General features: G+C 74.2%; 23 protein-coding genes. 12 read left to right on the top strand and 11 right to left on the bottom strand.

Annotated features, from left to right (window positions below):
* Positions 1–5: 5 nt before the first annotated feature.
* Entirely contained in the window at positions 6–1,226 is a 1,221-nt protein-coding gene (locus tag ACRAKJ_RS03100; protein ID WP_438921142.1) for a hypothetical protein, read from the bottom strand.
* A gap of 151 nt (positions 1,227–1,377) precedes the next feature.
* Here ACRAKJ_RS03100 and ACRAKJ_RS03095 point away from each other — a divergent pair, with 151 nt between their 5' ends.
* From ACRAKJ_RS03095 to ACRAKJ_RS03075, 5 genes are all read left to right on the top strand, one after another.
* The gene (locus ACRAKJ_RS03095) at positions 1,378–2,013 is read left to right on the top strand and encodes a glycosyltransferase (protein ID WP_438921196.1); all 636 of its coding nucleotides are present in this window, start codon (positions 1,378–1,380) and stop codon (positions 2,011–2,013) included.
* Positions 2,010–2,669, top strand: coding sequence for a DUF2064 domain-containing protein (locus tag ACRAKJ_RS03090; RefSeq protein WP_438921141.1), 660 nt, complete (start codon positions 2,010–2,012; stop codon positions 2,667–2,669). The genes ACRAKJ_RS03095 and ACRAKJ_RS03090 overlap by 4 nt, the downstream gene beginning before the upstream one ends.
* A gap of 38 nt (positions 2,670–2,707) precedes the next feature.
* Positions 2,708–3,313: a class I SAM-dependent methyltransferase gene (locus ACRAKJ_RS03085; RefSeq protein WP_447008867.1), complete on the top strand. Its 606-nt coding sequence runs from the start codon at positions 2,708–2,710 to the stop codon at positions 3,311–3,313.
* A gap of 463 nt (positions 3,314–3,776) precedes the next feature.
* The gene (locus ACRAKJ_RS03080; protein ID WP_438921195.1) at positions 3,777–4,856 is read left to right on the top strand and encodes a molybdopterin-dependent oxidoreductase; all 1,080 of its coding nucleotides are present in this window, start codon (positions 3,777–3,779) and stop codon (positions 4,854–4,856) included.
* Positions 4,853–5,272, top strand: a complete 420-nt coding sequence (locus ACRAKJ_RS03075) for a hypothetical protein (protein ID WP_438921139.1) — start codon at positions 4,853–4,855, stop codon at positions 5,270–5,272. Before ACRAKJ_RS03080 ends, ACRAKJ_RS03075 begins: the two co-directional genes overlap by 4 nt.
* Before the next feature lie 98 nt (positions 5,273–5,370).
* Here ACRAKJ_RS03075 and ACRAKJ_RS03070 read toward each other — a convergent pair whose 3' ends face one another.
* A complete protein-coding gene (locus ACRAKJ_RS03070; RefSeq protein ID WP_438921138.1) occupies positions 5,371–7,176 on the bottom strand; it encodes a trypsin-like peptidase domain-containing protein in 1,806 nt (601 codons plus the stop codon).
* A gap of 171 nt (positions 7,177–7,347) precedes the next feature.
* On the opposite strand from ACRAKJ_RS03070, the gene ACRAKJ_RS03065 reads away from it, so the two are divergent.
* A complete protein-coding gene (locus ACRAKJ_RS03065; RefSeq protein ID WP_438921137.1) occupies positions 7,348–7,953 on the top strand; it encodes a proteophosphoglycan 5 in 606 nt (201 codons plus the stop codon).
* 96 nt (positions 7,954–8,049) lie between these two features.
* On the opposite strand, the gene galT is transcribed toward ACRAKJ_RS03065, so the two are convergent.
* From galT to ACRAKJ_RS03050, 3 genes are read right to left on the bottom strand one after another with little or no spacing between them, the layout of a single operon-like run.
* Positions 8,050–9,132, bottom strand: coding sequence for a galactose-1-phosphate uridylyltransferase (galT, locus tag ACRAKJ_RS03060; RefSeq protein ID WP_438921136.1), 1,083 nt, complete (start codon positions 9,130–9,132; stop codon positions 8,050–8,052).
* A complete protein-coding gene (locus tag ACRAKJ_RS03055) occupies positions 9,129–9,926 on the bottom strand; it encodes a DeoR family transcriptional regulator (RefSeq protein ID WP_438921194.1) in 798 nt (265 codons plus the stop codon). Before ACRAKJ_RS03055 ends, galT begins: the two co-directional genes overlap by 4 nt.
* A 2-nt stretch (positions 9,927–9,928) precedes the next feature.
* Entirely contained in the window at positions 9,929–11,926 is a 1,998-nt protein-coding gene (locus ACRAKJ_RS03050) for a beta-galactosidase (RefSeq protein WP_438921135.1), read from the bottom strand.
* Positions 11,927–12,084: 158 nt separating this feature from the next.
* On the opposite strand from ACRAKJ_RS03050, the gene ACRAKJ_RS03045 reads away from it, so the two are divergent.
* Genes ACRAKJ_RS03045 through ACRAKJ_RS03035 form a run of 3 tightly spaced genes read left to right on the top strand, consistent with a single transcriptional unit; the run spans position 12,085 to position 15,195 of the window.
* Positions 12,085–13,374 carry an extracellular solute-binding protein gene (locus tag ACRAKJ_RS03045; RefSeq protein ID WP_438921134.1) on the top strand — a complete coding sequence of 430 codons (1,290 nt, stop codon included), beginning with the start codon at positions 12,085–12,087 and terminating at the stop codon, positions 13,372–13,374.
* A gap of 4 nt (positions 13,375–13,378) precedes the next feature.
* Positions 13,379–14,341: a carbohydrate ABC transporter permease gene (locus ACRAKJ_RS03040; RefSeq protein ID WP_447008866.1), complete on the top strand. Its 963-nt coding sequence runs from the start codon at positions 13,379–13,381 to the stop codon at positions 14,339–14,341.
* Positions 14,338–15,195, top strand: coding sequence for an ABC transporter permease subunit (locus tag ACRAKJ_RS03035; RefSeq protein WP_438923063.1), 858 nt, complete (start codon positions 14,338–14,340; stop codon positions 15,193–15,195). Before ACRAKJ_RS03040 ends, ACRAKJ_RS03035 begins: the two co-directional genes overlap by 4 nt.
* Here ACRAKJ_RS03035 and ACRAKJ_RS03030 read toward each other — a convergent pair.
* From ACRAKJ_RS03030 to ACRAKJ_RS03005, 6 genes are read right to left on the bottom strand one after another with little or no spacing between them, the layout of a single operon-like run.
* Entirely contained in the window at positions 15,170–16,597 is a 1,428-nt protein-coding gene (locus tag ACRAKJ_RS03030; RefSeq protein ID WP_438923102.1) for an ATP-binding protein, read from the bottom strand. The genes ACRAKJ_RS03035 and ACRAKJ_RS03030 overlap by 26 nt on opposite strands.
* A gap of 20 nt (positions 16,598–16,617) precedes the next feature.
* A complete protein-coding gene (locus ACRAKJ_RS03025) occupies positions 16,618–17,310 on the bottom strand; it encodes a response regulator (protein ID WP_438923064.1) in 693 nt (230 codons plus the stop codon).
* Positions 17,311–17,361: 51 nt separating this feature from the next.
* Complete coding sequence (locus tag ACRAKJ_RS03020; protein ID WP_438923065.1) at positions 17,362–17,991, bottom strand: TRIC cation channel family protein; 630 nt, start codon at positions 17,989–17,991, stop codon at positions 17,362–17,364.
* Positions 17,992–18,002: 11 nt separating this feature from the next.
* Entirely contained in the window at positions 18,003–19,130 is a 1,128-nt protein-coding gene (locus ACRAKJ_RS03015) for a GNAT family N-acetyltransferase (RefSeq protein WP_438923066.1), read from the bottom strand.
* Between the two features lie 31 nt (positions 19,131–19,161).
* Positions 19,162–19,983: a 3-hydroxyacyl-CoA dehydrogenase NAD-binding domain-containing protein gene (locus ACRAKJ_RS03010; protein WP_438923067.1), complete on the bottom strand. Its 822-nt coding sequence runs from the start codon at positions 19,981–19,983 to the stop codon at positions 19,162–19,164.
* The gene (locus ACRAKJ_RS03005) at positions 19,980–20,309 is read right to left on the bottom strand and encodes an EthD family reductase (RefSeq protein WP_438923068.1); all 330 of its coding nucleotides are present in this window, start codon (positions 20,307–20,309) and stop codon (positions 19,980–19,982) included. Before ACRAKJ_RS03005 ends, ACRAKJ_RS03010 begins: the two co-directional genes overlap by 4 nt.
* A gap of 54 nt (positions 20,310–20,363) precedes the next feature.
* Here ACRAKJ_RS03005 and ACRAKJ_RS03000 point away from each other — a divergent pair, with 54 nt between their 5' ends.
* From ACRAKJ_RS03000 to ACRAKJ_RS02990, 3 genes are all read left to right on the top strand, one after another.
* Entirely contained in the window at positions 20,364–21,011 is a 648-nt protein-coding gene (locus ACRAKJ_RS03000; RefSeq protein WP_438923069.1) for a histidine phosphatase family protein, read from the top strand.
* 268 nt (positions 21,012–21,279) lie between these two features.
* A complete protein-coding gene (gene bluB / locus ACRAKJ_RS02995) occupies positions 21,280–21,912 on the top strand; it encodes a 5,6-dimethylbenzimidazole synthase (RefSeq protein ID WP_438923070.1) in 633 nt (210 codons plus the stop codon).
* 74 nt (positions 21,913–21,986) lie between these two features.
* Entirely contained in the window at positions 21,987–23,522 is a 1,536-nt protein-coding gene (locus tag ACRAKJ_RS02990; RefSeq protein ID WP_438923071.1) for a diguanylate cyclase, read from the top strand.
* Positions 23,523–23,529 lie beyond the last annotated feature (7 nt).

Below are 23,529 nucleotides of genomic sequence, written 5' to 3'. Positions count from 1 at the left end.
CAGCCTCACCAGTTGGTCAGCAGGAGGTGGTTGACCGCGAGCGCGGTCACCGCTTGCACCACGAGCCATGGTCGTCGCCGGTCGGGCACCAGCACCACCAGCCACACCGTGAACGGCAGCCAGATGCGCTCGACCTCGGCCTTGCTCAGCCCCGACGCGTCGGCCAGCAGGACCGTGGCCGCCGCCGCGCCCGCGAGCACCAGCGCCGGGCCGCGCCACCGCGCCGCGAACGGGGCGAACCCGCAGGCCAAGACCGCCGCCGCGAGGTTCGCCCACACCCAGTAGCCGTACCAGCGGGACGAGGCTATGCCCTGGTGGTACCGCTCCACGACCAGGTGGTAGCCGTCGAGCCACCAGAACCCGAGGGCCGCGAACACCGCCACCACCACCGCCGCGCCCAGCACGGCCACGCCGACCTCCCGCCACCGCGCGGCCCCGCGCCGCCACAGCACGGCCAGCGCGAGCACGCCCAGCAGCACCAGCCCGTAGGACAGGAACAGCGCGAACCCGAGCACGACCCCGCCGAGCAGCGGCCGGCCGACCGCGAGCAGCGCCACCCCGCACGCCGCGACGCCCGCGAACAGCCCGTCCGCCGACACCCCGAACCACACCGCGCCGGGGAACAGCGCCACGAACGGCAGCACCGCGCGGGCGTGCCCCTCGGACACCACCGCCCGCACGGTCACCGGCACGGCCACCGCCACCAGCGCGCCGACCAGCACGGTGAACGCCGACGCCCACGCGCCGCCGGCCAGCCCGACCCGGTCCAGGCCGACGTACACCAGCAGCGCGCCCGGCGGGTGCCCGGACACGTGCGTGGTCCACGAGTCGGGCTGGAAGTCGAGGACGCGGTCGGCGAACCCGCGCAGCAGGCCGGGCACGTCGGTGACGCCCGGCACCTCGTGCAGGTACTCGTCGGACGTGGTGAGCCTGCCCGCGAAGCCGCGTTCCCAGCCGTCCACCAGGGCGAGGGAGGTCGTCCACGCCACCGTCGCCACCCAGGTCGCGCCGAGGGCCGCCCGCCACGGCAGCCGCGCCGCCAGGTCCGGGCCGCGCGCGACGACGGCGACGGCCACCAGGACCGCGAGGGGCGTGCCGACGCCGACGTGCGGCAGCCACGTGGCGAACAGCGGCGGCGCGCCCGCGAACGTCAGGTCGGGGTCGAGGCCCGCACCGACCACGGCGGCGAGGACGACCAGGGCCGCGGCGGCCAGGACACGGGGCACGCGCCCACCGTAGGGCGTCCGGGGGCCGGCGGAGGGCGTGCGGCAGCATCCGTCAGCGGTCCGTAAGGAGTGGGCCGCACGTCAGGATTCGGTAAGCACCGCAAGGGTTCTGCACCCTCCACGGTGGACCGATGCTCGGGGTGTGGACGAAATCGACGTGGTGCTCCCCTGCCTGGACGAGGCGGCGGCGCTCCCGCTGGTGCTCGGCGCGATGCCCGCCGGCTACCGGCCCCTGGTGGTGGACAACGGATCGCGCGACGGGTCGCCCGATGTCGCGCGCTCGCTCGGCGCGGAGGTGGTGCACGAACCCCGGCCCGGGTACGGCGCGGCGGTGCACGCGGGCGTGGAGCGGGCGCGGTCGGAGGTGGTGTGCGTGCTCGACGCGGACGGCTCGCTCGACCCCGGCGACCTGCCGGCGCTCGTGGCGCTGCTGGCGGGCGCGGACCTGGCGGTCGGGCGGCGGGTGCCGTCGGCGGGGAGTTGGCCGTGGCACGCGCGGGCGGGCAACGCGGTGCTGGCGGCCCTGCTGCGGCGGCGCGGCCTGCCGGTGCGCGACATCGCCCCGGTGCGCGCGTTCCGCCGCCGCGACCTGCTCGACCTGGGGGTGCGCGACCGGGCGTTCGGCTACCCGCTCGAACTGCTGCTGCGCGCGGGCGCGGCGGGGTGGCGGGTGGTGGAGCGGGACGTGCCCTACGGCCCGCGCGCGGCCGGGACGAGGTCGAAGGTGTCGGGTTCGGTGCGCGGCACGGTGCGCGCGGTGCGCGACATGGCGGGGGTGCTGCGGTGACGCCGGTCAGCCTGCTGGTGGTCGCCAAGGCCCCGGTGCCGGGGTTGGCGAAGACGCGGCTGTGCCCGCCCGCGTCGCCGGAGGAGGCGGCCGACCTGGCCGCCGCCGCGCTGCTGGACACGCTGGACGCGGTGCTGCGGACGCCGGGCGCGCGGCCGGTGGTGGCGTTGACCGGGGACCTGGGCGCGGCCCGGCGCGAGGACGAGGTGCGGGCGGCGCTGCGGCACTGCGTCGTCGTCCCGCAGCGGGGTGACGGGTTCGGCGAGCGGTTGGCCAACGCGCACGCCGACGCGCACCGGGCGCACGGCCTGCCGGTGTTCCAGATCGGCATGGACACGCCGCAGGTCACGCCCGCGCTGCTCGGCGGGGCGATCGGGCTGCTCGACGGGCACGACGTGGTGGTGGGTCCCGCGCTGGACGGCGGCTGGTGGGCGCTCGGTCTGCGGGAGCCCGCCCTGGCGCGGCGGTTGGCGGACGTGCCGATGTCGCGCGACGACACGGGGGTGCGCACGGTGCTCGCCTTCCGGGACCGCGCGGTGGGGACCGCGCCGGCACTGTCCGATGTGGACGACGTGGTGGCGGCCCGGGAGGTCGCGGACGCGGCGCCGGGGACGCGGTTCGCCGAGGCGTTCGCGCGGCTGGGGGTGGCGAGGTGACCGCGTTCGACGTGGGGCTGGGCGGTGCGGAGTGCCGGTTGGAGTTCGGCGACGGCGGTTCGCAGGTGCTGCCGGTCGCGCGGTGGCACGACGACGCAACGGGCAGCGGCGCTGCGGCTGGCGACGCCGCGGCTGGCGACGCTGCGAACGGCGACGCGGTGCTGCTCGACGCCTGCCGAGGCGCGACCATCGACCTCGGGTGCGGCCCGGGGCGGCTGGTCGCGGCGTTGGCGAGGCGGGGCGTCACCGTGCTGGGGGTGGACAAGTCGCCGCTCGCGGTGGCGTTGACCAGGGCGCGGGGCGGGCCCGCGTTGCGGCGCGACGTGTTCGGACGGCTGCCCGGTACCGGACGGTGGCGGCACGCGCTGCTGGCCGACGGCAACATCGGCATCGGCGGCGACCCGACAGCCCTCCTCCGCCGCACCCGCCGCCTGCTGCACCGCCACGGCACCGTCCTGGTCGAAACCGAACCCCCCGGCTGCGGTCTGTGGCGTGGCCCAGCCCGGATCAACGGCGGCGCCTGGTTCCCCTGGGCCCGAGTGGACGCCCAAGCCCTCACAGCGGCGGCCGAACACGCCGGATTGTCACCCCGTCGGATTGTTGAACAAAAGAATCGCTGCTTCGTAGAACTAGAACGATCCTGACCCACCGCGGCCGCAGCCCAGCGGCAACCGACGCCCGCCCGAAAGCCGCCCGAAAGCCGCCGCACAAACCGAGCCGAATTCATGACGGCAACCGCCTGCGCCTGCGCGCAACCCGGCGCGTGGGCCAGCGCGGCAACCAGCCGGCAATCAGCTTGGCAACCAGAGCGGCGCCCAGCGCGGCAACCAGCGCGGCAACCAACTCGGCGACCAGGGCGGCAACCAGCGCGGCGATCAGGGCAGTGACTAGAGCGGCAAGCAGGGCGGTGATCAGCGCGCAAACGCTTGCGTCTACAGGGCGGCGCGACGCTTGGTCGGATCGCCGGATTGTTGAACAAGGGGATTGCCGGCTTGGTGCAGTGCAGTTGCGGGTCTGTTGGATTGTTGGACGAGGGGATTGTCGGCTTGGTGCAGTGCAGTTGCGGGTCTGTTGGATTGTTGAACGAGGGGATTGTCGGGTGTGGGAATTGGAGCGGTTGTGAGAGTGCCGCGAGTGCGTCGGGAATCGAGTCCGCACACCGCCACCAGAATCGGCGCTTGGTTGGGGGTGGCATTCGGGCTGTGCTTCGTGACCGGCCTGCTCAGTCACGCCATCCAGCACCCGCCGGGGTGGTTCGCGTGGCCCACCAGGCCGGTCTGGCTGTACCGGGTCACGCAGGGCGTGCACGTCACCTCGGGCGTGGCGGCGATCCCGCTGCTGCTGGCCAAGCTGTGGACGGTCTACCCGAAGCTGTTCGGTCGCCCGCTCGTGCGGAACGTCCCGCACGCCCTGGAGCGCGGCTCCGTCCTCGTCCTGCTGGGCGCGGCGTTCTTCGAACTGGTCACCGGGTTGTTCAACGCCGCCCAGAACTACCCGTGGGGCTTCTTCTTCCCCCCGGCCCACTACGCGGTCGCCTGGGTCGCGGTCGGCGCGCTGCTCGTGCACGTCGCCGTGAAGATGCCGCTGTTCCGCACCCCGCCACCAACGGAGGAAGTCCGGCGCGGGACGTTGTCGCGGCGCGGGTTCCTGCTCACCACCGGCGGGGCGGTGGCGCTCGCGGTGCTGGCCACGGCGGGCGGCACGGTGCCGTGGCTGCGGCAGGTGTCGGTGCTCGGCGCGCGCTCCACCCGGCTGCCGGTCAACCGCACGGCGCGGGCGGCCGGCGTGGAACCCGTGGGCGACGACTGGCGGCTCACCGTGGGCGGCCGGCGGTTCGGCCTGGCCGAGCTGGGGGCGTTGCCGCAGACGACGGCCGAGCTGCCGATCGCGTGCGTCGAGGGGTGGAGCGCGTCGGCCACGTGGACCGGCGTGCCCGTGCGGGACCTGCTGGCGCTGGCCGGGCTGGACCCCACCGACGTCGTGGTCGAGTCGCTGGAGCGCGACGGGCTCTACCGGACCTCGACGCTGCCCGCCGCGCACGTCCGCGACCCGCTGACGCTGCTGGCGCTGCGCCTCGACGGCGCTCCCCTGCCGCTCGACCACGGCCACCCGTGCCGGCTCGTCGCGCCGAACCGCCCCGGGGTGCTCCAGACCAAGTGGGTCGTGAAGCTGGGGCCGGCGACGTGAGGGCGTTCAGGTGGGTGCTCGGCGCGCTCGGCGTCGCCGCCGGGCTGTGGGGCGCGGTGCTGCTGCTCCCCCTGCTGGACGTTGACCTGCTGGTGTGGTTCCTCGGCGGTCCGGTGGCGCACGACCTGCTGCTGGCACCGCTCGTCGGCGGCGTCGGGTTGGCGGTCGCGCGGTGGGTGGCCGCGCCGTGGCGGGTGCCGGTGGTGGTCGGCGGGGTGCTGTCCGGGGTGCTCGTGCTGCTCGCCGTGCCGCTGCTGTGGCGGCCGCACGCGGGACCGGCCAACCCCGGCCTGCACGACCGCGCCCACGGGCCGTGGCTGCTGGCGGCCGTCGCCGCGATCTGGCTCGGCGTGCTCGTGACCGGCCTCGTGAGGGGCCTGGTCCGGGAAAGGAAAGGGCCGCACTCCGGCGGGTGAGGGGTACTCGCCGGGATGCGGCCTCGTCTCCGGCTCGGGGGCACGCGAGCCGGGTTCCACCACCGGCCCGGGGCACGTCGGGCCGGTGGAGCCTCGGGTTACCTGACCTCGACGGGCTGGCTGCCCAGCGTCACCTCGACGGTCCGGTCGCGGCCGATGGTCAGCTGCACCTTCTCGCCCGGTGCGCGGGACCGGACGGCCGCCACCAGGGCGTCGGAGCTGTCGATCGGGCGGTCGCCGAACCTGGTGATCACGTCGCCGGCCTTCACGCCTGCCGCCTCGGCCGCGCCACCCGCCGTGACCTCGCGGACCAGCGCGCCGCCGTCCTCGTCGTCGCCGACCGAGACGCCCAGCACGGTCTGCGTGGCCTTGCCGGTCTCGGACAGCTCCTTCGCCGTCCGCCGGGCCTGGTCGACCGGGATGGCGAAGCCGATGCCGACCGAACCGCCCTGCGCCGACTGGCCGGAGTTCGGGCTGTAGATGGCGGAGTTGATGCCGACGACCTGGCCCTGCATGTTCACCAGCGGGCCGCCGGAGTTGCCGGGGTTGATCGCCGCGTCGGTCTGGATGGCGTTGAGCACCGTGGCCTGGGTGCCCTGCTCGCCGCCCGCCCGCACGGGGCGGTTGAGGGAGCTGACGATGCCGGACGTCACCGTGCCGTTGAGGTCGAACGGCGACCCGACGGCCACGACCTGCTGGCCGATGCGCAGGTCCGAGGAGTTGCCCAGCTCGGCCACGGGCAGGTCGTCGACGTCCTCGGCCTTCACCACGGCCAGGTCGGACGTCGGGTCGCGGCCGACGATCCGCGCGTCGAACGAGCGGCCGTCCTGGAGCTGCACCTTGATGGGGCCGCCGCCCGCGGCCGACTCGACCACGTGGTTGTTGGTCAGCACGAGGCCGTCGGAGCTGAGCACGAACCCGGACCCGGCGCCGCCGCTCACCTGCACCTGCACGACGGTGGGCAGCACCTTCTGGGCGACCTGCTCGATCGAGCCCTCGGCCGCCGCGCCGGTCCGCTGCGCGGGTGGGGCCTGGTTGAGCGCGTTGGCGACCGGCCCGGACCGGTCCGCCGCCTCGTAGCCGACGTAGCCGCCGACCCCGCCCGCCACTCCTCCGACGGCGAGCACGAGCGCGGCGACCCCGGCGACCACCTTGCCCCGACCCCGTCGCGGGGGTGCGGTGACGACCGATCCGGGCGGTGCGTAGTAGGGGCCCGACTGGCCGGGGAAGACCCCCGGCGCGCCGGGCCCGTCCGGCTGCGCCGCACCCGAAGGGGAGGGGGCGGACGAGCCGGGGTGGCCCTGCACGGCGGTCTGCGCGGCGCCGTACGGGCCGGTGTGCTCCGGGCGCTGGAAGCCTCCCTGCCAGGCTCCCGCCCCGGTGCCCGGACCGGTCGCGGGGAACCCGGCGCCGCCCTGCGCGGCGCCGAACCCACCCGTCCCGGCCTGGCCTGCGGTGGGGTGGGGGCCGCCCTGCACGGCACCCACCCCGCCGTCGGTCCGACCGGCGCCGCCCTGCACGGCACCGGCCACACCCTGCCCGGCCTGGCCGGCGCCGCCCTGCACGGCACCCGCCTCACCGGGGTTCGACCGACCGGCAGCCGCCGGCGGGTCGACGTCCGCCGGGTGGCCGGCGCTCGTGTGCGCCGACGTCCCGGGGGCGGGCTCGCCGGTGGGGACCGGTGAGCCGAAGTCGTCGTTCCGGGGGCGGCCGGCGCTGCCCTGCACAGCGCCGGCCGATCCCGCGTCCGACCGGTCGACCCCTGCCGCCGACCCGTCGGGACCCGGCTGCCCAGCACCCTGCTGCTGGTCGCCGGCGTACTCGTGACCGTGCTCGGCGCCGCGGGCCCAGGGGCTGTGCTGCTGGGGCTCCTGCGGCTGGCGCGGCTGCTCGCTCTCGGTCATGTCCACCACTCTGCGTTGCCCGCCTGAGAGGAGCCTTAAACGAAACTGGGCATCAGTTGTGAACTCCTCCGGGGTGGCCCGCCTGGATCGGGTGACCCGCTGAGCCGGGGTCACGGCCGGTGACCGCGCGGGAGCTGCGACGATGTGCGCCGACCCTGCGAGGAGGCGGACGTGGCACTGGTCGAGGTGGAGCTGCCGGACCCGACGTGGATGCGGGCGCGGTGGGCGGCGTTCGCCGCGGTGCGCGCCGCGCGCGGCTGGGGCGACGGCTGCCGGGCGGACGGCGCGGTGTGGCACTACGACGACGGCGGCGGCAACTGGGCCGAGCTGCACCGGTTCGACGGGGGCCGGGCCCTGCTGCTGGGGCACGACCACGAGTACTCCGACACGTACCACGGCCGTGCCGCCGAGTACTTCCAGGAGGAGGAGACCGACCTCCTGGCCGACGCGCCCGGGTGGTGGGCGGGGCCCGTGGACGAGGCCCAGGCCGCCGGCCTGTGGGTGGGCTTCGCGTACGGCTTCGAGGACGGCGCGTGGCGGCGGGCGGACTACGACCTCGACGACGGGTTCGACTCGTTGGCCCCGCCGTTCGCCGACGACGTGCGGTGCCGCGAGCTGATCACCCACTTCACCGAGGACCACGCCGGCCCCGAGGCGGTGGACGCGCTGATCGCCGCCGACGCCGACGTGACGGAGGACCTCGTGACCGCCGTGGTGGGCGCCCGACCGGGCTGGGACCCGGCGGCCGGCACCGCCGCCGCCCGCCGCTTCCTCTGACCCGCGGGTCGCGAGCGCATGACTCACGGGTCGTGAGCGCATGACTCACGGGTCGTGAGCGCATGACTCGCGGGTCGTGAGCGTTGGACTCGCGGGTCAGGCGGGGCGGAGGCGGTCGGCGATCTGCTCGGGGGTGGCGTCGTTGACCCAGACGCCCATGCCGGACTCGGAGCCCGCCAGGTACTTGAGCTTGTCGGCGGTGCGCAGCACGGAGAAGACCTCCAGGTGCAGCCACGCCAGGTCGCGGCCGGTGCGGACCGGGGCCTGGTGCCAGGCGGCGATGTAGGGCAGCGGCCGGTCGTAGAGGGCGTCCAGGCGGTGCAGGACGGTCAGGTACAGCGCCGCGAAGTCGTCCCGCTCGGCGTCGGTCAGGGCGGGCAGGTCGGGGACCTGGCGGTGCGGCACCAGGTGGACCTCGACCGGCCAGCGCGCGGCGGCCGGGACGAACGCGGTCCAGTGCGCGCCCTCGGCGACCACGCGGGTGCCGACGGCGCGCTCCGCCGCCAGCACGTCGCCCATCAGGGGACGGCCGTGGGCGGCGCGGTAGTCGGCGGCCACCGACAGCATCCGCTCGGTCTTCGGCGTCACGAACGGGTAGCCGTAGACCTGGCCGTGCGGGTGGTGCAGGGTGACGCCGATCTCCTCGCCCCGGTTCTCGAACGGGAAGACCTGCTCCACGCCCGGCATCCCGCCGAGCGCGGCGGTGCGGTCGGCCCACACGTCCACGACGGTGCGCACCCGGGACACCGGCAGCTGCCCGAACGACGTGTTGTGGTCCGAGGTGAAGCACACGACCTCGGCCCGGCCGCGCCCCGGCGCGCGCGCCACCATCGGCATCCCGTCCACGGTGGACGGCAGGTCCGGCACGCCCTGCGCGAACGACGGGAACCGGTTCTCGAACACCGCCACGTCGTAGGACGACTCGGGGACCTCGGTCGGCTTGTCCGGTGTGGACGGGCACAGCGGGCACAGGTCCGCCGGCGGCTTGTACGTCCGGGTCTGCCGGTGCGCGGCCATCGCCACCCACTCGCCGGTCAGCGGGTCGCGCCGCACCTCCGACAGCGGCTGCGTCCTCGGCAGGTCCCGGGTGTCCACCGCGTGCCGCGGCGGCGCGTCCGGTGTGTCGTCGAAGTAGATGATCTCCCGACCATCGGCAAGTTTCCCCGCCGTGCGCCTCACGCCAGTTCCTCTCCGCGCCCCGGCACGTGCGCCAGGACCAGTTCCCCGACCTGCTCCCCGAGCACCGCGCGCGCGGGCTCGGCCAACCCCTCGTCCGTCACCAGCACGTCCGCCTCGTCCAGCCCGGCGATCGTGGAGATGCCGACGGTGCCCCACTTGGTGTGGTCGGCGACCACCACCACGCGTCCCGCCGCGTCCACCAGGGCGCGGTCGGTCTCGCTCTCGTTCAGGTTGGGCGTGGTGAAGCCGGAGCGCTCGGCCATGCCGTGCACGCCCAGGAACACCACGTCCAGGTGCAGCGATCTCAGCGCCTGCACGGCCACCGGCCCGACCAGCGCGTCGGACGGCGTGCGCACCCCGCCGGTCAGCACCACCGTGCGGTCGGTGCGCCCGCTCTGCTGGAGCACGTCGGCGACCCGGATCGAGTTGGTCACCACGGTCAGGTCCGGGATGTCGTCGAGGAACCGCGCGAGCGTCCACGTGGTGGTGCCCGCGGACAGCCCGATCGCCGTGCCGGGGCGCACCAGGCCCGCGGCGTGCGCGGCGATGGCCTCCTTCTCCGGCAGCTGGCGCACGGACTTGGCCTCGAAGCCCGGTTCGTCGGTGCTGCGGCCGACCACGGACGTGGCCCCGCCGTACACCTTCTCCACGAGGCCGCGCACGGCGAGCACGTCGAGGTCGCGCCGCACGGTCATGTCCGAGACGCCCAGCCGCACGACCAGGTCGCTCACCCGGACCGCGCCCGTGCGGCGTACCTCTTCCAGGATCACCGCTTGTCGTTGCCGCGCCAGCACCGTCACACCTCTTCCCTGACCACGACCACGTCGCCGGCGGGGACGACCAGGCGCCCGGACGCGCGTGCGCCCGTGAGCAGCTCGACCCCCGCGGCGGGCAGCTCCGCGTCGGAGTCGCCGTGGTTGACCGCGATCAGCCACGATACGGGCGTCCCGGACACCTCACCGCGCCGGCGCACGACCTCGACGCCCGGCACGCCGGCCGGCACGCCCGCGTCGGCCAGGGCGGTCCGCACCAGCCGGTCGAGCCCGTCGCCGGTCAGGCCGCACGCGAGGTAGCGCGCGACGCCGGCGCCGTACGCGTGGCGGGTCACGGCGGGCACGCCCGGCAGCGGACCGTCGACGTACGAGGCCACGGCCTCCGCGCCCTCGACGCGGAGGTGCTCGGTCCACACCCCGGCGGTCGAGCCGTCGTCCAGCGCGACGACCTGCCCGGCGCGCAGCGGGTGGAACTCCTCGGTGCGCACGCCCAGCAGCTCGCGGAACGGGCCGGGGTAGCCGCCGAGGTGCACGTGGCCGCGCCGGTCGGTGGTGCCGGTCAGGTAGGTGACCAGCAGGTGCCCGCCGCCGGAGGCGTACCGCTCGTACGGCGACGCGTCGTCCACCAGGTGCAGGGCGGGCAGCACGACCAGGGCGTACCCGGACAGGTCGGCGCCGGGCGGCACGAAGTCGACGGTCGCGCCCGCGCGCCACAGCGACCGGTACAGCGCCAGCGCGTTCGCCCGGTGGTCGAAGTCGGACGTCGGGTGGGCGGGCTGGGCCAGCGCCCAGCCCGACTCCCAGTCGTGGACCAGCGCCACGGACGCCTCGACCCGGGAGCCGAGCAGCTCGGCGAGGCGGCCGTACTCCGCGCCGACCCGTTCGACCTCGCGGAACACCCGCGTCTCCGGGCCGGCGTGCGGGACCATCGCCGAGTGGTAGCGCTCCGCGCCCGCCCGCGACTGCCGCCACTGGAAGAACAGCGTGCCGTCCGCGCCGCGCGCGAGGTGCTGGAACGAGTTGCGCCGCAGCTCGCCGGGCAGCTTGGCGACGTTGCGGGCCTGCCAGTTCACCGCCGACGTCGAGTGCTCCATGAGCAGCCACGGCGCGCCGCCCGCGAGCCCGCGCGCCAGGTCGGCGGAGAACGCCAGCTCGACGTGCCGCTCGTCGTCCTCGGCGCGCGTGTAGTGGTCGTTGGACACGAAGTCGACCTCGGCGGCCCACTTCCAGTAGTCCAGCGCGCCGAACGTCCACGTCACCATGAAGTTCGTCGTCACCGGCACGCCCGGGGTGACCTCGCGCAGCACGTCCCGCTCGGCCTTGAACAGCTCCAGCAGGGCGTCGGAGGAGAACCGGTCGAAGTCGAGCAGCTGGCCGGGGTTGCCGAACGACGGCGTGGCGCGCGGCGGCAGGACCTGCTCCCACGAGGTGTAGCGCTGGCTCCAGAACGCGGTGCCCCACGCCTCGTTGAGCGCGTCGAGCGTGCCGTGCCGCTCCCGCAGCCACGCCCGGAAGGCGACCGCGCACCGGTCGCACCAGCAGCGGGACACGTGGCAGCCGTACTCGTTGTTGACGTGCCAGGCGGCCAGCGCGGGGTGGTCGCGGTACCGCTCGGCCAGGGCGCGGGCCAGCGCGACGGCCTTCTCCCGGTACACGGTCGAGCTGGGGCAGTACGCCTGGCGCGAGCCGTGCGAGAGGCGGGTGCCGTCGGCGGTCACCGGCAGCACCTCGTCGGCGTGCGCGGCGGTGAGCCACGGCGGCGGCGAGGCGGTCGCGGTGGCGAGGTCGACCCGCACGCCGGCCTCGTGCAAACGGTCCAGGACGCGGTCCAACCAGCCGAACTCGTAGCGCCCCTCTTCCACTTCCAGCAGGGCCCACGAGAAGATCGCGACGCTCACCAGGTTCACCCCGGCCCGGCGCATCAGCGCGACGTCGTCGGCCCACACGGCCTCGGGCCACTGCTCGGGGTTGTAGTCGGCGCCCCAAGCCGGGCCGGCGATACCGGTGGGCCAAGTCGTCATGCCACAAGAGTGCTCGACGTTGCACGCGAACGTCAACACAGTCAAACAACAGCACTCGGAAAGCCTTGACAGGGCGTGTGGCGCCCACCACATTGTGCGTACTTCTGTTGACTCTCTGTTCGTTTAACCACCGCCGAGTGTCACCCGTAGGAGCGACAATGACGACGTTCTACGCACCGAAGCCCAACCGCCGGGCCCTGTTACGGCTGCTCCTCGCGGGTGCGGGCGCGGCGGCCGTGCCGGGACTGGCCGCGTGCGGCTCCGGCGGCAGCGGGTCCTCGGCGGACACGGTGTCGTTCGGCAACAACCAGTCCGACCAGGTGCCCAAGGACGCGATCACCGCCGTGCTCAGGTCCTTCGAGGAGGGGTCCGGGCTCAAGGTCGCGGTCAACACCAAGCAGCACGAGCAGTACCAGGAGCAGATCAGCAACTACCTCCAGGGCAGGCCGGACGACGTGCTGGCCTGGTTCGCGGGCTACCGGATGCGGTTCTTCGCCGAGAAGGGCCTGACCGGCGACCTGTCCGAGGTGTGGTCGACGGTCTCCGCCGGGTACGGGCCCGCGCTCAAGGAGGCGTCCACCGCCTCGGACGGCAAGCAGTACCTGATCCCGTTCACCCAGTACCCGTGGGGCGTGTTCCACCGCAAGAGCGTGTGGCTGCAGCGCGGCTACGAGGTGCCGAAGACGCTCGACGAGTTCGTCGCCCTGGCCACGAGGATGAAGTCCGACGGCCTCGTGCCCATCGCGTTCGCGCAGAAGCAGGGCTGGCCCGGCATGGGCACGTTCGACCAGCTGAACTTCCGCGTCAACGGTTACCGGTTCCACGTGGACCTCATGGCGGGCAGGGAGGACTGGCAGGGGCCGAAGGTCCGCGAGGTGTTCGACACCTGGAAGCGGCTGCTGCCGTTCCACCAGGAGAACGCGCTCGGCCGCGAGTGGCAGGAGGCCGCGCAGGGCCTCCAGCAGGGCAAGGCCGGCATGTACCTGCTCGGCTCGTTCGTCGCCCAGCAGTTCACCGGGCCCGACGCCGACGACCTCGACTTCTTCCCGTACCCGGAGATCAACCCCGAGCACGGCCAGGACACCGTCGAGGCCCCGATCGACGGCTACATGATGTCCCGCGAGCCCGGCAACGCCGCGGGCGCGCGCAAGCTGCTGGAGTTCCTGGCCACGCCCGCCGCGCAGCTGGCCTACCTCAAGGCCGACCCGACCGCGATCGCCACCTCCGGCGAGGCCGACACGTCGGGCTACAACGCGCTCCAGCTCAAGGCCGCGCAGGTCATCGAGGAGGCCGCGCACATCACCCAGTTCCTCGACCGCGACACCGACCCCCGGTTCGCCTCCGACGCCGCGACGAACGGCCTCAACGCGTTCATCCAGGACCCCGACGACGTCGACTCCGTGCTGAAGGGCATGGCCGACCAGGCGAAGACGATCTTCACGGGGTGACGGGGTGACCGCGTTGCAGACCCCGCCGCGGGAGGCCGGGACGGCGGGCGCCCCTCGCCCGCCGTCCCGGCGCCGCCGCGCCACCGCCCTCGCCGGGCGCGAGAAGCTCGTGCTGGGCCTCATGCTCGGCGTCCCGTCCCTGCTGCACGTCGCCCTCGTGTGGGTGCCCGCGCTCGGCTCCGTCGCCCTGTCGTTCTCCTCGTGGGACGGCATCGGCGGGTTCGGCGACATCCGGTGGGTCGGGTTCTCGAACTACGTCGACATCGTCACCAGCTACCCGCGGTTCTGGCCCGCGGTGCGCAACAACCTGGTGTGGCTGCTGTTCCTGCTCGTCGTGCCGACCACCGCCGGGCTGCTGCTGGCCGTGCTGCTGGACCGGCAGCTGCGGTTCGGGCGGCTCTACCAGAGCGTGCTGTACCTGCCGATGGTGCTGTCGCTGGCCCTGGTCGGTTTCATCTGGCAGCTCGTCTACCAGCCCGAACAAGGTCTGCTGAACAACGTCCTGGGCACCGCGGCCACCGACCCGGTCAACTGGCTCGGCGACCCGGACATCAACCTCTACGCGGTGCTCGTCGCCGCCGGCTGGCGGCACACCGGCTACGTCATGCTGCTGTACCTGGCCGGGCTGAAGGCGGTCGACCCGGCGCTCAAGGAGGCCGCCGCGCTGGACGGCGCGAACGCCTGGCAGGCGTTCTCCCGCGTCACGTTCCCGGTGCTCAAGCCGGTCAACGTGGTGGTGCTCGTGGTCACCGTCATCGAGGGCCTGCGGGCGTTCGACATCGTGTACGTGATCAACAAGGGCCGCAACGGCCTGGAGCTGCTGTCCGTGCTGGTCACCGACAACGTCATCGGCGAGTCCAGCCGCATCGGGTGGGGCTCGGCGCTGGCCGTGGTGCTGCTGGTGATCTCCCTCGGCTTCATCGTCACCTACCTGTTCCAGGTGTTCCGCGAGGAGGACCGGACGTGACCGCGAGACCGGCCCGGATCGCCCTGCACGCGTTCCTGGCGCTGACCTGCCTGGCCACGCTCGCCCCGCTGCTGTGGGCGCTGTACGCCTCGCTGCGCACCTACGACGACACCGCGCGCAACGGCTACTTCTCGGTCGCCGAGAGCCTGACCCTGGAGAACTTCGGCACCGCGTGGACCCGGGCCGACCTGCCCCACTACTACCTGAACACGCTGGTGGTGACCCTGCCCGCGGTGGTGGTCGTGCTGCTGCTCAGCTCGATGGTCGCCTACGGGGTGTCCCGGTTCGGCTTCCGCTTCAACGTCGCGCTGCTCGTGCTGTTCACCGCGGGCAACCTGCTGCCGCAGCAGGTGGTCGTCACCCCGCTGTACCGGCTGTACCTGCTCACGCCGGTGCCGGGGTGGGTCAGCGACAGCGGGCTGCTGCTCGACTCGCAGTTCGGCCTGGTGCTGATCCACGTGGCGTTCCAGTCCGGGTTCTGCGTGTTCGTGCTCAGCAACTACATGAGGACGATCCCGCGCGAGCTGGGCGAGGCCGCCCGGGTCGACGGCGCGGGGGTGTTCCGCCAGTACTGGCAGGTGATCCTGCCGCTGTGCCGGCCCGCGCTCGCCGCCCTGGCGACGCTGGAGTTCACCTGGATCTACAACGACTTCCTGTGGGCGCTGGTGCTGATCCAGACCGGCGAGAAGATGCCGATCACGTCGGCGCTGCAGAACCTGAGGGGCACGTTCTTCGTGGACAACAACCTCGTCGCGGCCGGCTCGCTGCTCGTGGCGCTGCCCACGCTCGTCGTGTTCTTCGTGCTCCAGCGCCAGTTCGTCGGCGGCCTCACGCTGGGGTCGACGAAGGGCTGACCTGGTTCGGCTGGGGCAGCGGGGCCGGGCGGCCGGGGAGGCGGAGGGTGAACAGCGCCCCGCCCTCCGGCGCGCGGCCCGCGTAGGCCGCGCCGCCGTGGCGCTCGGCGACCTGCTTCACGATCGCCAGGCCCAGCCCGGAGCCGGGCAGCGTGCGCGCCTCCTGCGAGCGGTAGAAGCGGTCGAAGACGAGCGGCAGGTCGTCGTCGGCGATGCCGGGACCGGAGTCGGCGACCTCGATCACCGCGCTGCCGTCGCCCAGCTGCGCGAGGTCCAGCCGCACGACGCCGCCGGCCGGGCTGAACTTCACCGCGTTGTCCAGCAGGTTCAGCACCGCGCGCTCCAGCGCCGACGAGTCGCCCAGCAGCGACCACGGCTGGAGCCGCACGCGGAAGTCCACGGCCTCGGTGGCCCGCCGCCTCGCCCGGTCCAGCGCCCGTTCCACGACCTCCACGAGGTCCACCGGTTCGTGCACGAACTGCGGCGCGTCCTCGCGGGCCAGCTCGACCAGGTCGCCGATGAGCGTGGTCAGCTCGTCGAGCTGCGCCCGCACGTCGGCGTTGATCTCGGCCTTGTCCTCGTCGGACAGCGTGGGCGAGCCGGGCCGCTCGGAGGCCAGCAGCAGCTCCAGGTTGGTGCGCATGGACGTCAGCGGCGTGCGCAGCTCGTGGCCCGCGTCGGCGACCAGCCTGCGCTGCCGCTCCCGCGACTCGGCGAGCGCGCCGAGCATCGAGTTGAACCGCTGGGACAGCAGCGCCAGCTCGTCGTCGCCGGACACCGGGATCGGCCGCAGGTCACCGGTGTTGGCGACCCGCTCGGTGGCCTCGGTGAGCCGCTGCACGGGCCGCAGCCCGGTGCGCGCGACCGCCGTGCCCGCCGCCGCCGCGACCAGCACGCCCAGGCCGGAGATGACGAACAGCACCACCGACAGCTTGCCCAGGGTGGTGTTCAGGCCCTTCGTGGACTGGGCGATCAGCATCGCCTGGCCGTCGCCGTAGGGCAGCGTGAGCACCTGGAAGCCGGTGCGCGTGTCGGTCCAGAAGTTCTCGGTCCTCAGCCCGCGCGCCACGTCGAGGTCGGCGGGCTGGATCGGCGGCGCGACCGTGCCCTTCGGGTACGAGATGCGGCCGTCCACGTCCAGCACGCCGATCCGGATGTCGCCCGCCGCGAGGAACGCGCCGGGGATCTCGGTGACGTCGTTGTTGACCTTGGGCGCGGTCACCGCGGCCTGCGCGCGCTGGCGGAGGTTCTCCTCCAGCTGGGTGTGCAGGTTGCTGCTCACCGTCATGTACGCGCCGAGGGACACCACGGCCACGACGCCCGCGACGCAGAACGCCGCGAGGAGGGTGACGCGGGCGCGCAGCGAGACCCGCTGGAGGCGCCCGTTCGCCGCGTCGAGCATCGAGCTGCCCCGGTCACCGATCACGGGGGCGTCTCCCGCAGCACGTAGCCGACGCCGCGCACGGTGTGCAGCAGCCGGGGCTCGCCCTCGGCCTCGGTCTTGCGGCGCAGGTAGCCGACGTAGACCTCCAGGGCGTTGCCCGAGGTCGGGAAGTCGTAGCCCCAGACGTCCTCCAGGATGCGGCCCCGGGTCAGCACCTGCTTGGGGTGCGCCAGGAACAGCTCCAGCAGGGCGAACTCGGTGCGGGTCAGGCTGATCGGCCGCTCGCCGCGCCGCACGTCCCGCGTGCCCGGGTCCAGCTCCAGGTCGGCGAACCGCAGCACGGCGCCCGCGGGCTCCTCGCCGGTGTCGGTGGTGGCCCGCCGCAGCAGCGCGCGCAGCCGGGCCAGCAGCTCCTCCAGCGCGAAGGGCTTGGGCAGGTAGTCGTCCGCGCCCGCGTCCAGCCCGGACACCCGGTCGGACACCGCGTCGCGCGCGGTCAGCACGAGGATCGGCAGGTCGTCGCCGGTGCTGCGCAGCCTGCGGCAGACCTCCAGCCCGTCCAGCCTGGGCATCATCACGTCCAGCACCATGGCGTCGGGGCGCTGGGAGACGACGGATTCGAGGGCCTGCCGGCCGTCGCCGGCCAGGTCCACCTGGTAGCCGTTGAACTGCAGTGAGCGGCGTAGCGACTCACGCACGGCCCTGTCGTCGTCGACAACGAGGATGCGCATGGGCTCAGTTTCGCCCGCGGTCCTGAGAGCCGCCTGAGAAGCGCGTGTGAGCTAGCCGTCAAGTTCCGGGGAGCCGTCCGGCGTCCGGGCCACCGGCGCGTTCCAGTGCCGCCACAGCGCGAGCAGCCGCACCCCCACCACGATCGCCGAGCCGACCAGCGCGACGGGCGCCGCGGGCAGGCCCAGCGCGTCGCCCGCGGCCACCACCACGGCGCCGGCCAGGGCCGCCACCGCGTAGATCTCCCGGCGCAGGACCAGCGGGATCTCCCTCAGCAGCACGTCGCGCAGCGCGCCGCCGCCGATGCCGGTGGTCAGGCCCACCAGGCACGCCGCGTACGGCGGGGCGCCGAGGTCGAGGGCCGTCGTGGTGCCCGCGGTGACGAACAGGCCGAGGCCGAGCGCGTCGAGCAGCAGCACGGCCCTCCGCAGCTTCGCCACGGTCGGGTGAAACCGGAAGACCACCAGTCCGGTGACGCCGGCGACGGCCAACCAGGGCCACGTCACCAGCGCCGTGACCGGGTGCACGCCGAGCAGCACGTCGCGGACGATGCCGCCGCCCAGCGCGGTGGTGAGGGCGAGGACGGTCACGCCGAACACGTCCAGCCGCGCGCGGACCGCGGCGAGCGCCCCGGAGGCGGCGAACGCGGCGATCCCGAGCAGTTCCAGCGCGGCGAGCAGCACGGCCGCCCAGGCTAGAAGAAATCCGCCAGGCGCGGGACGCCGGGTGCGCCGACCAGCCGGTCGAGCAGCCGGGCGTCGCCGTCGAGGAGGCCCGCGCGGCGCAGGGCGTGGCCGTCCTGCATCCCGGCGAACCACGGGCCGAGCGCGCGGGCGTGCACGGTGACCGCGCCCGTGCCGCCGGGTTCGACGCGCACCGCGCCGTCCTCCACCACCAGGCGGCGCCGGCCCGCGTGCCACGGCGCGTGCCGGTCGACGACCTCCAGGTCGACGGACGCGGTGACCCCCTCGGCGGCGGGCCAGCCGCGGGCGGCGACGGCGGCGGGCAGGTCCACCACGCGCAGCATCCAGTGCGACGCGGTGGTGGTGAACTCGACGCCCTGGTCGGTGAGCAGGCCGGTCACGGCGGGGTCCACGACGCGCAGCTTCACCCGGTCGAGGAGGCCGGCCCAGCTGCGCAGCGCGCCCAGCAGGGCCGCCTGGGCGGCGGCGTCCCTGCCGACCAGGTCGAACACCCGCAGCTCGTGCCGGGAGCGCTCGGCGGTGAGGTAGCCGCGGACCTCGCCGTCGTGGCCCGGGAGCACCGAGGCGACGTCCAGGTCGAGCACCGCGCCCGGGTCGACGGCGGGCGCGGCGCGGTCGACCAGGCCGTTCACCGTGGACGCCAGCTCGGTGTAGCAGGCGTGCAGGGCGGCCGGGTCGCCCTCGCCGGCCGCGCGCAGCGCCAATCGGGGACCGGCGGGGAGCCGGTCGAAGGGCAGCTCCAGCCACTCGTGCACGCCGGCCCGCTCCCAGCCGCGCGACCGGTACAGCGCGGGCACGGTCGGGTACAGCGCGGCCAGCGGCTGCCCGTGCTCGCGCAGGTCGCGCAGGGCCGCGTCGAGCAGGGCGCTCGCCACGCCCCGGCCGCGCGCGTGCGGGTCCACCACCACCGCGCCCACCCCGCCCATCGGCACCGTCCGGCCGCCCCAGAACTGGTGGAAGTCGGTGATGGTGAGCATGGCGGCGAGGCGGCCGTCCAGGTCCGCGCCCAGCCCGCGCCGGCCGGGGCGCAGCGCGGGCCGGTCGGCCTGCCCGAAGGCGATCCGGCGCAACCGGGTCGTGGCGTCGAGGTCCCGCTCGGTCAGCTCCCTGATCAGCACGACGTCCTGCCTACCAGGTGGGACGCCCCGCCTACCAGGTGAAGAAGCCCCGGCCGGTCTTGCGGCCCAGCTCGCCGGCGGCGACCTTCGCGCGCAGCAGGTCCGGCGGCGCGAAGCGCGGTCCCAGCTCGGCGTCCAGGTGCTCGGCGATGGCGAGCCGCACGTCCAGGCCGACGAGGTCGGTCAGCCGCAGCGGGCCCATCGGCCAGCCGTAGCCCAGGCGCATCCCCGTGTCGATGTCCTCGGCGCTCGCCACGCCCTCCTCCAGCATCCGGATCGCCTCCATGCCCACCGCGACGCCGAGCCGGGAGGTGGCGAAGCCCGGGGCGTCCCGCACCTCGATCACGGTCTTGCCCAGCTCCTCGGCCCAGCCGCGGGCCCTGGTCACCACCTCGGGCGCGACACCGTCGTGCAGGACCAGCTCGACCAGCTGCTGGACCGGCACGGGGTTGAAGAAGTGCATGCCGAGGACGCGGTCGCCGGGCAGGCCGGCGGCGAGCGCGGTGATCGACAGCGAGGAGGTGTTGGAGGCCAGCACGGCGTCCGGGCACGCGTCGGCGGCGGCGGCCAGGACGCGGCGCTTGAGCCCGACGTCCTCGGGGACGGCCTCGACGACCAGCTCCGCCGGGACGGGGTCGAGGCGGTCGACGACGGTGAGGCGGGCCAGCAGCTCGTCCGGGCCGGCGATGAGCTTGCCGCGCTCGGCGGCCTTGGCGAGGGACCCCGCGACCGCCGCGCGGGCGGCGTCGACGCGGTCGGGGGCGTCCAGGACGACCACGTCGTGGCCGCCGGCGAGGAGCAGGTGGGCGATGCCGGCACCCATCGTGCCGCCGCCGATCACGACGGCGATCACCGGGCCGCGACCTCGGTGACCTCGGCCGCGAACATGGCGACCAGCTCGACGCCGCCGATCTCGGTCAGGTTGGCCCCGGCGGACTGCCACTCGGGCGAGCGGAACGCGGCCTTCATGGTGTCGGCGGACTCGAAGTACATCTCGGCGACGATGTGCGGTTCGGTCTCGCCGAGGAAACCGGGGTGGTAGACGTCGGTCACCCGGGCGACCTCGGTGCGCAGCAGGCCGGGCGTGCGGGCGACGACCGGCAGGTGGGACTCGAAGTACGCCTGGTCGAAGGCGTCGGGATCGGCGGGCTTCCGGTACAGCGCGATGTACTTGATCATGTGACACCTTCCGGCCGGTTTCGCGTCGCAATGTAACACCGGCACGATGGACGGGTGCGGATCATCCTGCTGCGCCACGGACAGAGCCTCGGCAACGTCGACGAGTCGGCCTACTGCCGCATCCCGGACCACGCCCTGCCGCTGACCCCCGTCGGCGAGCGGGAGGCCCGGGACGCCGGACCGAGGGTCAAGCGGCTGCTCGGCGGCGAGCCGGTCGCCGTGTACGTGAGCCCGTACGTGCGGACCCGGTCGACGCTGCGCAACCTGGCGCTGGGCGCGCAGGCCGAGCGCGTGGTCGCCGAACCCCGGCTGCGCGAGCAGGACTGGGGCAACCTCCAGGACCCCGTGCAGCAGGAGGTGCTCAAGCACCAGCGGCACGCGTTCGGGCACTTCTTCTTCCGGCTGCCCAACGGCGAGTCGGGCGCGGACGTGGACGACCGCCTGGCCGCGTTCCTGACCGACCTGGAGACCCGGATGGAACACCCGGACCACCCGGCGACGGCGCTGGTCGTGTCGCACGGCCTGACCATCCGCCTGCTGTGCCGTCGCCTGTTCGGGTGGAGCATCGAGCTGTTCGAGTCGCTGTCGAACCCGAACACGTGCGAGGACCGGGTCCTGATCCGCGAGGGCACGACCTGGCGCATCGACCGCCCGTTCGAGCAGTGGCGCCCCTCCCCCGACGGCGAGACCCAACTCCCCTGACCCGCGAGTCCTACGCTCACGCCCCGCGAGTCATGCGTTCACGACCCGCGAGTCCAACGCTCGCGGCCCTCGTGTCCTGCGTTCGCGCCCCACGGTGTGCGTCATGAGCGCATGACTCGCGGGTCGCCGGCGCATGACTCGCGGGTCGTGGAGGTAGGACTCGCGGGACCACTGTGGACGGAAGGGTGGGCGGGTGACGCGCCTGGTGAGACGGACGCCACCCCTCCGGCGGCGGGTTCACCTCATCGCGTGAGGCACGATCGTCCGAATGAGCTTCTACGACGTCCTGCACCGCCGGAGGGACACCAGGGGTGAGTTCACCGGCGCCCCGATCCCGCCCGACGTGCTGCGCCGGGTGCTCACCGCGGCGCACGCCGCACCCAGCGTGGGCCTGACCCAGCCGTGGGACTTCGTCCTGGTGCGCGACGAGCACACCCGCCGGGCCTTCCGCGACCACGTGCAGGCCGAGCGCAGCGTGTTCGCCGCCGAGCTGGACGGCGAGCGCGCGGAGGTCTTCTCGCGCATCAAGGTGGAGGGCATCCTGGAGTCCACGCTCGGCGTGGTCGTCACCTACGACCCCGAGCGCGGCTCGCCCGCCGTCCTGGGCAGGCACGCCATCGCCGACGCGGGCCTGTACTCGGTGTGCCTGGCCATCCAGAACCTGTGGCTCGCGGCGACCGCCGAGGGCCTGGGCGTCGGCTGGGTGAGCTTCTACCGCGAGGACGTGCTGCGCAGGCTGCTCGACGTGCCCCAGCCGGTGCGGCCGGTGGCGTGGCTGTGCGTCGGGCCGGTCGCGTCGCTGCCCGACACGCCCGACCTGGAGCGGCACGGTTGGCGCAACCGGTTGCCCTTGGAGGAAGTCCTCCACGAGGAGCGGTACACACGGCGTTCCGGCCGGTAGCCTGTGGGGGCCGTGCCGGCGGTGAGGGGGACCGCGTACCCGCCTCACCGAGTCGGAATGGAGTGTCAGCGCGAGTGGAGCAGCGAGAGCCGCTGGTAGCGGGGCAGGTGCCGGAGCACGACCACGAGGTCAAGGCGTTGCTGAACGCTGGCCGCCTGCCGGAGGCCAACACCCTGTTCGACCAGCTCGTGAGCCGGACGCCGCCGGGCGCCGACCGCTGGCTGCGCTCGTTCGTGCTGGTCAACCGCGCCAAGCTGGCCTGGCGGCTGGGCCGCATCCCGCTGGCGCTGGAACTGGCCGCCGAGGGCTGGACCGACCTGGACGGCGAGCAGAGCGACCACCCGGCCGCCGCCCAGGCCATGCACGCGCTGGCCTACCTGCTGGAGGGCATCGGCAACCGCCGCGCCGCGGTGGACATGCTGCGGATGTCGGTGGAGGTGGCCCGGCGGGCGGACGTGCCCGAGGTGCTCGGCCACTGCCTCCAGGGCCTCGGCGGCACGCTGAACTTCCGCGCGATCTCCTCGCCGCCCGAGCTGGCGCCCTCGATCTTCGAGGAGGCCCGCCGGTGCCTCAAGGAGGGCCTGGAGCTGGCCAAGGACGAGCAGATGAGGCGCGCCCTGCTCGGCGCGTACAGCCGCTCGCTGGCCGGCGTGGGCGAGCTGGAGCAGGCCGAGGAGCACGCCCGGGAGACGCTGCGCCAGTCCCGCGAGGCGGACGACAAGTGGGCGGCGGCGGTGTCCAACTGGGTGCTGGCCGTCGTGCGGCGCGAGCAGGACGACCTGGTGGAGGCCCGCACGCTGGCCAGCCGGGCCGTCGCCGCGTCGGAGGTCATCAACGACCCGTCGCTGCTGCTGCGCTTCTCGCTGGACCTCGCCGACATCTGCGCCCGGATGGGTGACCACGTGGGCGAGGCGGCGGCGCTGCGCTGCTCGGTCGCGGCGGGCAAGACGGCGACGGAGACGTTGCAGGAGGGCCTGGGCCAGGCGCTGGAGCAGCGCCGGGTGGCCGTGCAGGCGCAGCGGCTGGCCGTGGCGGCGCAGGAGGCCGCGGCCCGCGACCCGCTGACGGGCCTGGCGAACCGCCTCGGGCTGGAGCGCGCGGCGGCCGGCCTGCTGGAGGGCACCGCCGGGCAGGGCCGCGTGCCGTGGCTGGTGCTCGTCGACGTGGACCGGTTCAAGGGCGTGAACGACGACGCGGGCCACGCGGCGGGCGACGCGACGCTGCGCGAGATCGCCCAGCTGCTGCGCCGCGAGTGCCGGGCGGCGGACCTGGTGGCCCGCTGGGCGGGCGACGAGTTCGTGGTGCTGCTGGGCGACGCGGGCGGCGGCGCGCGCGACGCGGGGCCGGCGGTGGCCGAGCGCGTCCGCGCCGCGGTGGACGGCCACGACTGGACCGTGGTGCTCGGCTCGGCCCGGCGCCCCACCGTGAGCATCGGCGTGGCGGCCGGACCGGCCAAGCTGGACCAGCTGTTCGCGGCGGCGGACATGGCGCTCTACCGGGCGAAGCGCCAGGGCCGCAACCGGGTCGAGGTGGAACCCCGCGCCGGGTCCCAGGGGTCCCAGCCGCAGGAGTCCCAGGGGTCCCAGCAGGACGCACGTCCCAGGGTCTAGCGGGCCG

This window comes from Saccharothrix sp. DSM 118769 (genome assembly GCF_052936295.1).
The sequence above is the reverse complement of the archived record's forward strand: the minus strand, read 5'-3'. Positions and strand labels throughout refer to the sequence as shown.

Bases quoted from the DNA above. Each gene is read 5' to 3' on its own strand.
- ACRAKJ_RS03070 (WP_438921138.1), bottom strand. From the start codon at position 7,176: ATGACCGAGAGCGAGCAGCCGCGCCAGCCGCAGGAGCCCCAGCAGCAC.
- ACRAKJ_RS03050 (WP_438921135.1), bottom strand. From the start codon at position 11,926: ATGACGACTTGGCCCACCGGTATCGCCGGCCCGGCTTGGGGCGCCGAC.
- ACRAKJ_RS03045 (WP_438921134.1), top strand. From the start codon at position 12,085: ATGACGACGTTCTACGCACCGAAGCCCAACCGCCGGGCCCTGTTACGG.
- ACRAKJ_RS03030 (WP_438923102.1), bottom strand. From the start codon at position 16,597: ATGCTCGACGCGGCGAACGGGCGCCTCCAGCGGGTCTCGCTGCGCGCC.
- ACRAKJ_RS03025 (WP_438923064.1), bottom strand. From the start codon at position 17,310: ATGCGCATCCTCGTTGTCGACGACGACAGGGCCGTGCGTGAGTCGCTA.
- ACRAKJ_RS03005 (WP_438923068.1), bottom strand. From the start codon at position 20,309: ATGATCAAGTACATCGCGCTGTACCGGAAGCCCGCCGATCCCGACGCC.
- bluB (WP_438923070.1), top strand. From the start codon at position 21,280: ATGAGCTTCTACGACGTCCTGCACCGCCGGAGGGACACCAGGGGTGAG.